The sequence below is a fragment of the Sphingobacterium composti genome (genome assembly GCF_009829075.1).
Lineage (GTDB): Bacteria > Bacteroidota > Bacteroidia > Sphingobacteriales > Sphingobacteriaceae > Sphingobacterium > Sphingobacterium composti.
This window is the reverse complement of sequence record NZ_WUQZ01000022.1, coordinates 1-14,001: the sequence shown is the minus strand read 5'-3', so window position 1 is coordinate 14,001 and position 14,001 is coordinate 1. Positions and strand designations below refer to the sequence as shown.

Annotated in this window: 11 protein-coding genes, 1 tRNA gene and 1 riboswitch; of the genes, 9 read left to right on the top strand and 3 right to left on the bottom strand. The window is 35.2% G+C overall.

Annotation, left to right across the window (positions count from 1 at the left end):
• Window positions 1-23: 23 nt before the first annotated feature.
• Genes GOQ17_RS13095 through GOQ17_RS13075 form a run of 5 tightly spaced genes read left to right on the top strand, consistent with a single transcriptional unit; the run spans window position 24 to window position 7,934 of the window.
• Window positions 24-3,131: a SusC/RagA family TonB-linked outer membrane protein gene (locus GOQ17_RS13095; RefSeq protein ID WP_159638038.1), complete on the top strand. Its 3,108-nt coding sequence runs from the start codon at window positions 24-26 to the stop codon at window positions 3,129-3,131.
• Between the two features lie 3 nt (window positions 3,132-3,134).
• A complete protein-coding gene (locus GOQ17_RS13090) occupies window positions 3,135-4,598 on the top strand; it encodes a RagB/SusD family nutrient uptake outer membrane protein (RefSeq protein WP_159638036.1) in 1,464 nt (487 codons plus the stop codon).
• Window positions 4,599-4,619: 21 nt separating this feature from the next.
• Window positions 4,620-5,795, top strand: coding sequence for a beta-1,2-mannosidase (locus tag GOQ17_RS13085; RefSeq protein WP_159638034.1), 1,176 nt, complete (start codon window positions 4,620-4,622; stop codon window positions 5,793-5,795).
• A gap of 4 nt (window positions 5,796-5,799) precedes the next feature.
• Complete coding sequence (locus GOQ17_RS13080; protein WP_159638032.1) at window positions 5,800-6,645, top strand: ROK family protein; 846 nt, start codon at window positions 5,800-5,802, stop codon at window positions 6,643-6,645.
• Between the two features lie 23 nt (window positions 6,646-6,668).
• Window positions 6,669-7,934, top strand: coding sequence for a sugar porter family MFS transporter (locus tag GOQ17_RS13075; RefSeq protein ID WP_159638031.1), 1,266 nt, complete (start codon window positions 6,669-6,671; stop codon window positions 7,932-7,934).
• Window positions 7,935-8,003: 69 nt separating this feature from the next.
• Here the strand turns inward: GOQ17_RS13075 and GOQ17_RS13070 are convergent, their stop codons facing one another.
• Entirely contained in the window at window positions 8,004-8,672 is a 669-nt protein-coding gene (locus tag GOQ17_RS13070; protein ID WP_159638029.1) for a DUF937 domain-containing protein, read from the bottom strand.
• Window positions 8,673-8,733: 61 nt separating this feature from the next.
• Here GOQ17_RS13070 and GOQ17_RS13065 point away from each other — a divergent pair, with 61 nt between their 5' ends.
• Window positions 8,734-9,852 carry a DUF2891 domain-containing protein gene (locus tag GOQ17_RS13065; RefSeq protein WP_159638027.1) on the top strand — a complete coding sequence of 373 codons (1,119 nt, stop codon included), beginning with the start codon at window positions 8,734-8,736 and terminating at the stop codon, window positions 9,850-9,852.
• A gap of 154 nt (window positions 9,853-10,006) precedes the next feature.
• Here the strand turns inward: GOQ17_RS13065 and GOQ17_RS13060 are convergent, their stop codons facing one another.
• Entirely contained in the window at window positions 10,007-10,273 is a 267-nt protein-coding gene (locus GOQ17_RS13060) for a 5-oxoprolinase (protein WP_159638025.1), read from the bottom strand.
• Window positions 10,274-10,342: 69 nt separating this feature from the next.
• Window positions 10,343-10,437, bottom strand: a riboswitch (SAM-I-IV-variant riboswitch).
• A gap of 50 nt (window positions 10,438-10,487) precedes the next feature.
• On the opposite strand from GOQ17_RS13060, the gene GOQ17_RS16220 reads away from it, so the two are divergent.
• The 3 genes from GOQ17_RS16220 to GOQ17_RS13045 all read left to right on the top strand — a co-directional run bounded on the left by GOQ17_RS16220 (window position 10,488) and on the right by GOQ17_RS13045 (window position 13,077).
• The gene (locus tag GOQ17_RS16220; protein ID WP_201288621.1) at window positions 10,488-10,895 is read left to right on the top strand and encodes an energy transducer TonB; all 408 of its coding nucleotides are present in this window, start codon (window positions 10,488-10,490) and stop codon (window positions 10,893-10,895) included.
• 103 nt (window positions 10,896-10,998) lie between these two features.
• Complete coding sequence (gene htpG, locus GOQ17_RS13050) at window positions 10,999-12,888, top strand: molecular chaperone HtpG (RefSeq protein ID WP_159638023.1); 1,890 nt, start codon at window positions 10,999-11,001, stop codon at window positions 12,886-12,888.
• 115 nt (window positions 12,889-13,003) lie between these two features.
• Window positions 13,004-13,077, top strand: a tRNA-His gene (locus GOQ17_RS13045).
• A 125-nt stretch (window positions 13,078-13,202) separates the two neighbouring features.
• On the opposite strand, the gene GOQ17_RS13040 is transcribed toward GOQ17_RS13045, so the two are convergent.
• Window positions 13,203-13,823, bottom strand: coding sequence for an ISAon1 family transposase (locus GOQ17_RS13040; RefSeq protein ID WP_236537150.1), 621 nt, complete (start codon window positions 13,821-13,823; stop codon window positions 13,203-13,205).
• Between the last annotated feature and the right edge of the window lie 178 nt (window positions 13,824-14,001).

Genomic DNA, 14,001 nt, shown 5'->3' with positions numbered 1-14,001 from the left:
TTTTATAACCAATATAAATCATTATGCACAAACTAAAGTTATACATTATACGGATAACAGCATATGCCTGTTATATTTCTGTTAGTGTCTGGGCCCCAGTAATATACCTCTATGGGGAAGTAGATGATTCAAGTAGACACATTAATTTTCAACAACAAATCTACAAGGGTAAAGTACTAAGTAGCGAAAGTACTCCATTATCAGGAGCATCAGTTCGAAATACTAAAACCAATGTGACAACATTAACGAATGCTTTCGGTGAATTTTCCATTTCAGGTAATATTGGGGACGAGTTAGTTGTTACTTATACTGGATATACGTCTGGATCAATGGTGCTTTCATCATTATATAATCTTGAAATATCCCTCAACAGTAGTATTAAGGATGTAGAAGAGGTAGTAATAGTTGGATACAATAGTTTGAAAGAGTCCAATATTTCTGGAGCAGTGAGTAGGGTGGATATGCAAGTAGCGCAAAAAAGACGTGTACAAGATATAGCGCAAATGTTACAAGGTCAAGCATCTGGTGTAAATATTACCCAATCTACTGGTCAACCAGGAGATGCCATTGATATTCGTGTCAGAGGTATCGGAACAATTGGTAATAATTCTCCTTTGTTTGTTGTCGATGGAATTCCAACTACCAATTTTAGTTTTGTTAATCCTGCGGATATTGAGTCAATTACTGTTCTTAAGGATGCTTCTTCAGCGTCTATTTATGGGTCGCGTGCAGCAGCAGGTGTAATCTTGATTACGACGAAGTCTGGTAAGATAGGTAGTGCAAAATTTGAAGTCAATGCATTTACAGGAATTAATTCTGCCGTGAATCTTCCTAAGATGATGAACACTTCGGACTATTTAAATACTTTGGAAAAAGCTTGGAGCAATACATATTCATCGGGAACAAATCCATATATAAGTCAGAAGGGCAGAACGGATATCGCTAATACCAATTGGCTGAACGAACTATTCGAACAAGGCAAAACAAAAAGTTTTCAATTATCAGCATCTGGAGCTACTGACCGTGTTTCTTATATGTTCTCAAGTGGTTACTATGACCAAGATGGTATTGTTATCTATGACAATGATAAGTATAGACGTATAGAGCTAAGGTCAAATGTGAAGGCCAAGTTAAGCGATAGAGTAGAAATTAAAAGTAATATTTTGTTGAATCATCAAGATAAAATGGTGGTATCATCGAGAGGTGATGTGCCGGGAATTATACGTCATGCACTTCTCAGACCTCCTGTATTGAGTGTTTTTAAAGACCCTAGTGATCCAACTTATAGCGTTGATAATCCATATACTGATTTACCATTTTATGTAAATCCCAGAAATTTTCAATCAAACTTATATGAATGGACTCAAAACCCAATAGCCTTAGCTAATTATTCGGATAATAATCAAAGACAATTCAAGTTGTTTGGAAATGTAGAAGCGGCATTTGATTTAGTGTCAGACAAATCATTACGATTTAGATCTAATGTAGGGGTAGAGCTTAATTTTAATCATAACAAGTTGTTTATGCAGAATTTTGGTGATGATGAACGTGTCGATCCTACTGTTGATGTGGGGCAAGGGCGTCACAACAGACCTAATGGATTAAATGAGGATCGTGGAGAAGATTATATCATTACTTGGAATAATGTATTAAGTTATGACAAAACATTTGGCGATCACCTTATAAATGCTTTGGTAGGGTCAGAATTCATTAATAATCAAAGTAATTCAATAAATGCTTCACGTCGAAGATTTGAATATACGCTAGACAGATTTCAATATTTAGATTTGGGTGGAACTGGACAGGATCTATGGAATGGTGGGTTTGCCCAAGAATGGGCGCTATTCTCCATGTTTAGCTCTGCTACTTATTCATATAAAAATAAATATAGTGTAACAGGGAATGTGCGTGCTGATGCTTCCTCAAGATTTGGTACTGACAATAAATGGGGGTACTTTCCATCCATTGCATTAGGATGGACTTTGAGTAATGAAGATTTCTTTCCCGAAAATTCAACTATCAATTATTTAAAATTTAGAGTAAGTTCAGGTAAATTGGGAAACCAAAATCTTCCTAATTATGCCTATTTATCACTTTTCAGTAGAGAAGGCAACATTACCAGATATGGAAATCCGCAGCTAAGATGGGAGAGCACATTGCAAAATAACTTTGGGTTAGACTTACGTTTGCTAAACAATACACTAGAGATATACGCCGATATTTACCATAAAAAAACACAAGATATTCTTTTGGCAGTAAGCTTACCTACATTCATAGGAAATGTGGATGCTACTTATGTAAATGCCGGACAAGTCGACAATAAGGGGTTTGAGTTAAGTGCAAAATATAGAAATAAAATTGGCGACAGTGGCTTTTATCATTTTGGAGGGAATATAAGTAGTGTAAATAACAAGGTTGTTGGTTTGCATGAAAATGTACCACGCATTATTGGTACTTATTCGCGTGCGGAGATTGGCCATCCTCTAGATGTTTATTATGGTTATCAAATGGAAGGTATTTATCAAAATAGCGCTGAGATTACTAGCCACCTACATGCTGTAGCAAATCCAACTAATAAGCCTGGTGACATTAAGTTTAAAGATATTAACGAAGATGGTATAATCAACGATATGGATAGAACATATATTGGAAATCCTATACCAAAATGGAGTTATGGTTTTTTTGCAGGATTTGATTACAAAAAAATTGATTTGAATATCTTTTTTCAAGGAGTAAGTAAGGTAGATCGTTACAATGATGGTATGCGTATAATAGATTTTGATACTCGTCCATTCAATTATAGTGAACGAATGTTAGGGGCCTGGGACGGAGAAGGTTCATCAAATACCTTACCGCGGGTAGCTTTTGAAGACACTGGTATTAGTAAATTTTCATCTTTATATATTGAAGATGCATCCTACTTACGACTTAAAAATGTGGAGTTAGGATATTCCTTTAGTGATTATGTCAAAAAATTAGGCATTAACAATGCGCGATTATACGTGTCAGCGCAGAACTTATTTACATGGACAAAATATGGGGGTTTAGATCCTGAAACAACAGATTTGATAGATCGAGGCACCTATCCGCAATCTAGGTCAGTATTATTAGGTCTTAATTTTAACTTCTAAGTCATGAGAAAAATTAATTTATTACTTGTAGTGATAATACTATTATCTACGAGTTGTTCTAAATATTTGGAAAAAGATCCAATTGGTATTCTTACAAAAGAACAAGTGCAAGTTGATCCTACTGAGGGTACAGTGCGCACTGGTATCGAAAATGCTTATCGACCACTGTCTTATACATTAAATATATATGGCGACTGGGATTGGAATGGAGGACTAGTTATACGTCCTGATTTTTTGTTAGAAGATATTGCGTCTGGCGACGCTATGAAGAAATGGAATCCTGATGGAGATCAAGCATGGATGGATGATATTGCAAATTACAATTTCACTCCTGAGAATGGTGCTTTCGCTGGAATTTGGAAATACAATTACGAAGGAATTTCCAGAAGTAATACAGCAATTTTCCAACTTACTGATGAGACTACTTTGGCCAAACTAAATATTGCAGAATCACAACGCATTCGATTGTTAGGGGAAGCATCATTTTTACGTGCTTTTTTCTATTTCGATCTTGTGAAATTATTTGGTGACGTTCCATTATTGCTCAAGCCACTATCAAATTTTAATGAAGCTTACGAAGTAGCAGTACGTTCGAGTAAATCTGATGTATATAATCAAATAAAGGCAGATTTGAAAAATGCAATTGATGGATTGCCGAACACAAAATTTAGTAATGATGCTGAGAAATGGAGAGCATCCAAGGGCGCAGCGATTGCATTATTAGCGAAAGTTGCTTTATTTGAAGAAAATTGGAAGGAAGTAATCACTCAAGTAAATGCTCTTGAACAATTAGGTTTTTATGACCTCAATGCTAATTATTTTGATGCATTTGATGAAACAAAATCATACTTAGAAAAAGAAAATATTTTTATTTATGACCATCAGACTGGTTTGCAGCCTAGCAGGGGAAATGGTTTTACCGCATTAATGGGCTGGGGATTTATGGCTCCATCCACTAATTTTTTAAACTCATTTGAAAATGGTGACCCAAGAAAGGAATTAACGGCAAATGTTGCCGATACTGTACGTGCTGTTTTCAAACTTTTAGGCGCCAAAGATATTGGTTTTAAGGGTAATGATAATTCGCCTGTAAATAGAATTTATATTCGATATGCTGATGTATTGTTATGGAAAGCTGAAGCATTAATCAAGGATGGACAAATTCCCGCAGGTATTGCTATTATAAATCGAATACGTCAACGTGCGCGCGGAGGTAATAATTCTATATTGCCTGATCGTCCTACGAGTACTGATGCTAGCCAAGCTATGACTTGGCTTCAGCAAGAAAGAAGGGTAGAATTAGGTATGGAGAGTCATAGATTGTCCGATTTAAAGCGTTGGAAGATTGCGAAGCAAACATTAACAGGAATGGGAAAACCATTTGCAGATAAACATATGTTATATCCTATTCCTCAAGCGGAGGTAGATAAAACAGTAGGTAAAATATCACAAAATCCAGATTATTAATCAATTTTAAACTATTTATAGATGAAGTTACTTAATTTAATATTTCTAATACCTGTCATCGGTGTTTTGACAAATTGTACGAATTCTTCTTCCGTGAAGAATGATGACCCGAAAGATACTATTTGGTATTTAGGCGGCTTTGTACGTCCAGCAGATGTTAATCCTATCATGAAGCCTGATTCTACAACTACATTTTTTGATCCCATGTCAAAAAAGATGGTTCGTTGGGAAGAGAATGATACATTTAATCCTGGTGCAGTTGTCAAAGATGATACAGTATTTATGTTATATCGTGCAGAAGATAAATTTGGAATAGGGATAGGTTTTCGTACGTCTAGACTCGGTTTAGCTTATAGTTTAGATGGTATTAATTTCACAAGGTTTCCTGAGCCTGTTTTATTTCCTGATGAAGATGAGCAGAAGAAATACGAATGGCCAGGCGGTATAGAAGATCCACGTGTAGCGGTGACAGATGATGGTACTTTTGTTGTTTTCTATACGCAATGGAATAGGGATACACCAAGACTAGGAGTCGCTACGTCTAAAAATCTTAGGGAATGGCAGAAACATGGTCCAATATTCCAACATGCTAAGTATTCAAAATTTATGACCACGCCTCATAAATCGGCTTCCATCGTGACAGAAGTTAAGGATAATCGACTTGTTGTTTCTAAGGTAAATGGTAAATATTTTATGTATTTCGGAGAACATGGTGTTCATGGCGCTACCTCGGATAATTTAATTGATTGGGAGCCAGTATTGGATTCTGTCGGTAATCCAGCAAAATTCATTGATGTACGTGAAGGTTATTTCGATAGTGCACTAACAGAGTGTGGACCTCCTGCGGTAAAAACTGATAAAGGAATATTATTGATTTACAACGGTAAAAATCATAATGAAACTCAATTTGCAGACAAGCGTCTACCTACAGGAACATATAGTGGCGGTCAAGTATTGTTCGACAAAGAGGACCCATCAAAAGTATTAGAAAGAATGGATATTCCATTTATGCGACCAATGGAGGCTTTTGAGAAAAGTGGTCAATATGCAGATGGTACCGTATTCTTACAGGGCTTAGTGTTTTATAAATCACAATGGTATATGTATTATGGATGTGCCGATTCAATGGTAGGAGTTGCTGTGTATAATCCGAAAGTACAATCATCATTTGATCCAATGCCAATTTCATCTGAATAGTTATATGAAAAAAAATATGCTTTGTTTGGATATAGGTGGGTCGCATATCTCTTCAGCAGTGGTTAAACAATTGAATGATGCACGCATTGCTGTGGCGTATAATAGATCGGCAGTAGAGAGCATGGCTGATAAAGAAAGTATTCTGTCGCAATGGAAGTATGGTATTATGAAATCGATAGATAATATCTTAGGCGATATTGAAGCTGTTTTTGTTTCAATTCCTGGGCCATTTGACTACGAAAATGGAATTTCTTTGATGGATGGAATGAATAAGTATCAATCCTTATTGAACATGGATGTCAAGTCTTACTTGAGCGAAATATGTGCTGTGGATAAGGAACATATTTATTTTTACAATGATGCTCAGGCTTTCTTGTTGGGAGAGATTTATCATCACAAATTAAAGGATACTAAAGTGGTGGGTTTGACTTTAGGTACAGGATTAGGATCTGCTTTATATGAAAATGGAATAGTTAATGATCTTAATTATGGGTCAGCAAATTTTCGAAATGGTATCTCAGAAGATTATATCTCTACACGAGGTATAATCTCCTATGTGAATAATAGATTTGGTGTAAAATTTAACAATGTCAAAGAGTTGGTGAGTAGTAATCAACATGAGAAAGAAGTAGAAAATTCTTTTCGTTTTTTGACTGAGGCTTTGGCTGAGTTTATTTCGATATATGTGCTACCACTAAAAGCTGATTATATAGTTATTGGCGGAAGTATTGCAAAGTCAAGTCATTTATTCTTAGAAAACTTACAAATAACAACGAATATTCCAATTAAAATAGCTTCTATGGACGACCTTAATATATTTTATGGGATGATCTCTACTACAGAAGTTTAAACTAAAATTATAATCACTAATATATGAAAAATGTTTGGAAATATGCCCTTATAGCATCCTTAGGAGGTTTTTTGTTTGGCTTCGAAACAGCCGTTATCTCAGGTGCAGAACAAATTATTCAAAAATTGTGGCAACTCGATTCCTTTTGGCATGGGCTTACTGTTTCAATCTCTTTAATAGGGACCATTTTGGGAGCAGTATGTGCAGGTAATTTTATGAATAAATATGGTCGTAAAAAAGTATTGCTATTCATAGCTATATTATATTTATTGTCTGCGGTAGGGTGTGCTTTAGCAAATTTTTGGTCTATGTTTTTATTTTTTCGATTCATTGGCGGAGTTTCAGTAGGGATTAGTTCTGTTGTAGGTCCAGTTTTTATTTCTGAAATATCTCCATCCAAAGATAGGGGAAAACTCACAGGTTTATTTCAAATAATGATTGTAAGTGGAATTTTTATTGCTTATCTGACAAATTTCCTATTTGCAGGTATGGGTGAAGACGCTTGGCGATATATGCTAGGAATTATGGCGATACCATCTGTATTGTTTTATCTGCTTTTGAGAAATACTCCCGAAAGTCCGCGTTGGTTAGTGTTGCAGAACAGAAAGGAAGAGGCAAAAGTGATTTTTGATAATTTGGGTATTGAAAATCAAATGGTAAGTGATCAGTCAAAATCCACTACATCTTTATTTCAAGCAAAATATTTCAAACCGATTAGTTTCGCAGTTTTATTGGCTTTCTTTAATCAAATGACTGGCATTAATGCCATTCTATATTATGCTCCACGCATTTTCGATATGGCAGGTTTTAGTGCGGATTTGAGCTATTTACAACCTATCTTTATTGGCGGTACGAATGTGTTTTTCACACTATTGGGTATGAGTATCATTGATAAAGTAGGACGTAAAAAACTATTATTATCAGGAGCTATTGGAATGTTTATTTTTTTGATGTTGACAGCTTTCGGTCTTAAAGGTGATGCTTCTAGTTACTTGTTGTTTTATATTCTTGGATTTATAGCATCGTTTGCATTATCACAAGGAGCAGTAATATGGGTGTTTTTGGCAGAGATATTTCCAAATGAGGTACGTGCGCAAGGATCTTCATTAGGTAGTACTACGCATTGGGTATTTGCAGCATTGATATCTTGGATATTTCCAGTTATCGTGGAAGGAAATGCACAAGGAGGTTTTTATATCTTTTTGTTATATGCAATAATGGTAATACTCTCTTTCGTATTTATTCTATTTCTTCCCGAAACAAAAGGAAAGTCTTTAGAAGAAATTTAAGATATTTTTTATCTACCTATCTATTTATTAAAGCAGCGACGAATATCATCGCTGCTTTTCATTTGATTACTATTTTCCAAACATTCCTGCTAAGGAATCTAAAATAGAACCTTTTTTGTTGTTATCATTTCCTTGATTGAAGAATTCACCCGCTAAATCTGTTAATCCTCCTAAATCGCCTTGAGAAGATGATTGATTGCTATTTCCGCTGCCTCCCAATACACTTCCAAGTATAGAACCTATAATTCCACCACCACCAGAAGAAGTTGATTGACCACCACCCAACACACTTCCCAGTAAATCGCCAATGCCACCACCGCCGGATTCTTGTTGTTTTTGTTTTCCTAAATATCCCATTACGATAGGAGCTAGGATAGCTAAGGCACCTCCAATTTTGTCCGCAGATAAGCCGGTTTTTGAAGCAAGATTGTCTTTTACTACCTCTGTATTCTTCCCGAACATATGATTCACAATCTTGTTATCGTCTTCAGATGGACCATTTCCAAATAGATTTCCGATTTGATCGAATATTCCACCATTATGCTTTTCTAAAGCCTTATTAATGCCTTCTTCTTTTTCTTTGCTTTTCTTAGAATTATAATTCAAAGCAGCAATCATTAAGGGTACGGCAGCTGCTACCACCCATTTTGCCTTACTTTCATCAATGTTTAGCGTTTTAGCAACAAGGCTAATAGCTTTTGATCCTATGCCTCCAGTAATCAAATCAGTAATATTCATGTTTTTAGTTTATAAAATTGTTTATACTTTTATTATTGTAATTAACACATAAATCTAACAAATGAAATTTCAAGTTGTTTCTATTTTTGTAATTGCATTATCATTATCTTTTTGGAGTTGTAGTGATAAATCTGCAAATAGTAATACTACTTCCAATCCCTCAGACACAATTCAACATTTGATGTTAACGGAAGCACAAGCAAAGGGTATTTTTGAATTGCCTATTCACTGCCTAGAGGTAGAATATCCTAATAAATTAGGTCAAGTATTAGGCTCAGATGCGGATTTGAAATCTCCTAAACAGCTACGGCCTATTTTCTATGGTTGTTTTGATTGGCATTCTTCGGTTCATGGATACTGGTCTATTGTCGAGCTAATGCAAAAGTATCCTGATTTGGATTCCGACGGTAAAATAAGAAACATCCTCAATAAACATATTACTCCTGAAAATGTGGCGGTTGAATTAGCCTTTTTCAATGATGAGAATAATAAAAATTTCGAACGTACTTACGGATGGGCTTGGCTGTTTAAACTCCAAGAAAGCCTTTCAAATTGGCAAGATGAAGATGCACAACGTTGGGAAGCAAACTTACAGCCTCTAGCTGATTTACTAGTTAAGCGTTATATAGAATATTTACCAAAACTTATTTATCCTATTCGTGCTGGACAACATGATAATTCAGCTTTTGGTTTGTCTTTGTCTATTGATTATGCGAGATCAGTCGGGAATAAAGATTTTGAGAACGCAATAATCAAACACGGAAAACGGTTATTTCTGAATGATATTAATTGTGATTTGGCTTATGAACCTAGCGGATATGATTTTCTTTCACCTTGTTTGGAAGAAGCATATTTGATGTCTAAAATTTTGGAGCAACAGGAATATAAAACTTGGTTAGGGAATTTTATGCCAGGTTTATTTAAAGTAGATTATAGATTGGATCCCGCTGTTGTAAAAGACAGATCGGATGGCAAATTAGTGCATTTAGATGGTTTAAATTATAGTCGAGCTGCTTGTTTGTACGGCATTAGTAGCAAAGAGTCTGAATTGAATCATTTGAAAAAAATCGCAAATGAGCATATAAAATTCTCTTTGCCTAATCTATCAGTACAAGATGATTATATGGGTTCGCATTGGTTAGGGACATTTGCATTGTATGCATTGTCGCATGCGAATTAATAATTGGGCGATAAATAGGTAGCAAATTGCAATGACCAAAATGCTAACGTCATCGACGAGGAACGAGGAGAAATCTAAAGTTATGTTTTTAGATTTCTCATTGCGTTATATAAGAGTCGATGACGAAGTAATTTTCATAAACAGTTATTCATTCTCAATAGGACAAAGGAATAAGAACATTATCCTCCAATCGTACAGGAATGGATTTCACTGTTGTGAATCCATCATCTTTTGAAAGAATCTGCGACAAGTCGATTCCTTTGCGAGAGAAAGCTGTGATAATTGCTGTGCGGAATGTTGCTTTAGCTGAACCCCAACCTTGGCCTTTTACAGTTTCATTGTTTAGTTGGATAAGTTCTTCAATCGAATAATTACTGAATTTTTCGATAAGGTGCTGGTACAAATGTGTTGTGTTTGACATACAATTTAAAAATTTAAAAGGTTAAACTATAAATTGTATCCAGAAACTTTAGGGGAAAATAAGCGTTGTTTAGGACGTTTATTTTGGTACAAAACCCGTATTATTTTACCACCGCGGTGTCTACACTCGGTTGGTATTGCACGATGCAATTCTGAATACTCTACAAATATAGTAGACTTTATTTTGTTTTCAAAAAAAATATTTAGATTTAAGAATGAAAAGTTTTCTTTTATTGGGTGTTATGTCATTCCTGTTCTTTAATGTTTTTGGACAGAGGGTTAAAATTGATACGATTACAAAGATGAGTATTGAACATCCTCCACAGCCGAAGGAGGGCCTTCAAAATTTTAAAAATTACATGCTTAAAGAATTTAAGATATCAAGGGAAATGGATAATAGAGGGCTTAAGGGGAAGATAATGTGTTCTTTTATAGTAGAAAAAGATGGTAGCTTTTCAGATATTAAAGTATTAGAAGATCTAGGTTGCGGTACAGATAAAGAAGCTATTCGAGTATTACAAAAATATTCGTCAAATTATAAATGGATCCCTAGAATAATAGGAGGTAGATACGTTAGAGATTTAAAGGAAATAGCGATACTATTAGATTTAAAAAGCAACTAATCCCATTCTGACACTTCCTCTGTCAAAATGTCCTGAAAAATCCTTTTGGAACGTGCATTGATAAATATTCTGTGTAAAATTTAAACTGAAAAATTTAAAATATATGAGCACAGAAAAAGGCACTATTTCGATTCATACCGAGAATATATTTCCGGTTATCAAAAAATTCCTTTACTCAGACAATGAGATATTCCTACGTGAGTTAGTTTCAAATGCAGTAGATGCTTCTCAAAAAATCAAACGTCTTTCTTCATTAGGTCAATTTAATGGCGAGGTGGGAGAGTTGGTTGTTGATGTAAAATTCGACGAAGAAGCAAAAACAATTACCATTTCGGATAATGGTATTGGAATGACTGCCGAAGAGATTAAAAAATACATCAATCAAATCGCATTCTCTGGTGCGACTGAATTTATGGAAAAATTCAAAGAGGCTAATGATGCAAATGAAATTATTGGTCGCTTTGGTTTAGGATTCTACTCGGCATTTATGGTTGCTGATAAAGTCGAAATCGATTCTTTGTCGTACCAAGATGGGGCAGAGGCTGCACATTGGGTTTGTGATGGTAGTACATCGTACGAAATTTCAGCAGGTACACGTACTACACGTGGTACAGATGTAATATTACACATTAATGAAGATTCAAAAGAATTTTTAAGCAAATTCAGATTGCAAGAAATCTTAGACAAATACGCTAAATTCTTGCCTGTACAAGTTCGTTTCGGAACGAAAACATCTTCTGAACCAGATGGCGAGGATGAAAATGGTAAACCAAAATACAAATCAGTAGAAGTTGATAATATCATCAACAATACGAATCCAGCTTGGACAAAAGCGCCTTCAGAATTAAAAGACGAAGATTATTTGGCATTCTACCGTGAATTGTATCCTAATACTTTTGACGAGCCATTATTCTGGATTCACTTGAATGTAGATTATCCATTCAATTTGACAGGTATTCTATATTTCCCTAAAATCAAGAATGAATTAGAAATCCAACGCAATAAAATCAAATTGTACTCGCGCCAGGTGTTTATCACGGATGAGGTAAAAGATATCGTTCCTGAATATTTGATGTTGTTGCATGGTGTGATTGATTCGCCAGATATTCCATTGAACGTATCGCGTTCATTCTTGCAAGCGGATGGTAATGTGAAGAAAATTAGCAACTACATCACGAAGAAAGTTGCTGACAAATTGCAAGAAATCTTCAAATCTGACCGTAAAGGTTTTGAAGAAAAATGGAATGATATCGGCTTATTTATCAAATACGGTATGTTGAGCGAAGAAAAATTTGCGGAGAAAGCAAATGAATTCTGCTTGGTTAAAAATACAGAAGGTGAAAATTATACCATCAAAGAATATTATGAAAAAGTAAAAGATATTAATGTAGACAAAGACGGTAATATCGTTTATTTATATACTTCGGATGCTGCACAACAAGATGGATTTATATCGAATGCTAAAGCAAAAGGTTATGATGTATTGGTATTGGATGGACCACTAGATACACACTTCGCTTCGTACCTAGAACAAAAAGGTGGCGAGAAAGTACAATTAAAGCGTGTGGATTCGGACGTAGTTGATAAGTTAATTCAAAAAGACGAAAAAATTGAATTAACATTAACCGAAGAAGAAAGCAAAAAAGCTTCTGAATTATTTACGAAAGCTATCAGCCGAAATGATATGAATGTTCAAGTAGAAGCTTTAGCAGCGGATGAATTGCCTGTGTCAGTGACTTTGGATGAGTTTATGCGTCGTATGAAAGACATGGCAAAAACTGGTGGTGGTATGGGCTTCTATGGCACATTGCCAGACAACTACAAAGTAACGGTAAACGGTAATCACCCTTTAGTAAAGCGCATCGTAGAAAGTTCAGATGAAGAGGCTGAAAAATTAGCAAAACAAGCTTTTGATTTAGCTTTATTATCACGTGGATTGTTGACAGGAGCGGATTTAACCTCTTTTGTGAAGCGTAGCGTAGAGATGATTTAATATTTATTAAAAAATAATTCCTTAATCCTCATTGTGTTATTTCATAATGAGGATTTTTTATGTAGAAATATTTGCATAGAATGGGGTTTTCTACTACTTTTGTAGCACAAACACGGTAGGTATAGCTCAGTTGGTTAGAGCACTAGATTGTGGTTCTAGGGGTCGTGGGTTCGAGCCCCATTACTTACCCGCTTCTAAAGGCTTCACAGTAATGTGAGGCTTTTTTGTTTTATTATTTTAATTTTCATAGAAGGTAGGGATCATGGGGATCATACGGATCAAGCAAAAAAGGGATCATGTACAAAACCTGTGGACTAAGCAAATAACTTAGTCAATCTGAATAAGAAAAAATTGATATCACGAACCCCTCTAAACTGACTTCTGAATGCTTTTATTTTTGCATTAAAAGATTCTGCTGAAGCATTGGTACTTCTGTTATCAAAGTAGTTTAGAATCTTTTTGTGATGCGTATTTATAGTTCTTGACACGGTATTGAAAGACTTGAACCCAGCTTGCTCTACCTTCTCAGCCCATTTAGCTAGTCGTGTAAAAGCATATATTTTATCTACAGTTGTTTTGTATATCCAAGATAGTTCTTGGCATAATTTGTAAGCCTTTTGAATTTCAGTATAGCGTTCAAATAGTAAACTAGCTCTTTCCTTTTGTTCTACTGTCCATTTATGTTCACTTTTATAGAGTAAATAGCGACTTCTAGCTAGCATTTGCTTTATAGTATCACCATTTGATAGGATTTCTGGACAGTAAGTTTCTTTCCTTTTTTTAGCGTCTTCAATGGCCATATTTTCTTCATCAATAGCTTCCCAACGGTGTTTTATCCGGATTTCTTGAAGTGCCTCAGTTGCCAATTGCTGCACATGAAAGCGATCAATAACCTGCACTGCATTAGCAAAACACTTCTTAGCTATAATCCCCATATTACCAGCTAAGTCAAGTGTTATTTCCCGTACTTTGTTGCGTAATCGAGTGGAATTTGTTGAAGCACAGGGATAATACTATCGGATTTAGTTCCTTTGAGAATTGCAACTATAGTCCCTTTCTTTCCGTGAGCTTCTTTATTAGTTACCACCGTATAAAGTTCACCATGAGAAAGAC

Coding starts and splice junctions, on each gene's coding strand:
- GOQ17_RS13095 (WP_159638038.1), top strand. CDS start 24: ATGCACAAACTAAAGTTATACATTATACGGATAACAGCATATGCCTGT.
- GOQ17_RS13090 (WP_159638036.1), top strand. CDS start 3,135: ATGAGAAAAATTAATTTATTACTTGTAGTGATAATACTATTATCTACG.
- GOQ17_RS13085 (WP_159638034.1), top strand. CDS start 4,620: ATGAAGTTACTTAATTTAATATTTCTAATACCTGTCATCGGTGTTTTG.
- GOQ17_RS13080 (WP_159638032.1), top strand. CDS start 5,800: ATGAAAAAAAATATGCTTTGTTTGGATATAGGTGGGTCGCATATCTCT.
- GOQ17_RS13075 (WP_159638031.1), top strand. CDS start 6,669: ATGAAAAATGTTTGGAAATATGCCCTTATAGCATCCTTAGGAGGTTTT.
- GOQ17_RS13070 (WP_159638029.1), bottom strand. CDS start 8,672: ATGAATATTACTGATTTGATTACTGGAGGCATAGGATCAAAAGCTATT.
- GOQ17_RS13065 (WP_159638027.1), top strand. CDS start 8,734: ATGAAATTTCAAGTTGTTTCTATTTTTGTAATTGCATTATCATTATCT.
- GOQ17_RS13060 (WP_159638025.1), bottom strand. CDS start 10,273: ATGTCAAACACAACACATTTGTACCAGCACCTTATCGAAAAATTCAGT.
- GOQ17_RS16220 (WP_201288621.1), top strand. CDS start 10,488: ATGAAAAGTTTTCTTTTATTGGGTGTTATGTCATTCCTGTTCTTTAAT.
- htpG (WP_159638023.1), top strand. CDS start 10,999: ATGAGCACAGAAAAAGGCACTATTTCGATTCATACCGAGAATATATTT.
- GOQ17_RS13040 (WP_236537150.1), bottom strand. CDS start 13,823: ATGGGGATTATAGCTAAGAAGTGTTTTGCTAATGCAGTGCAGGTTATT.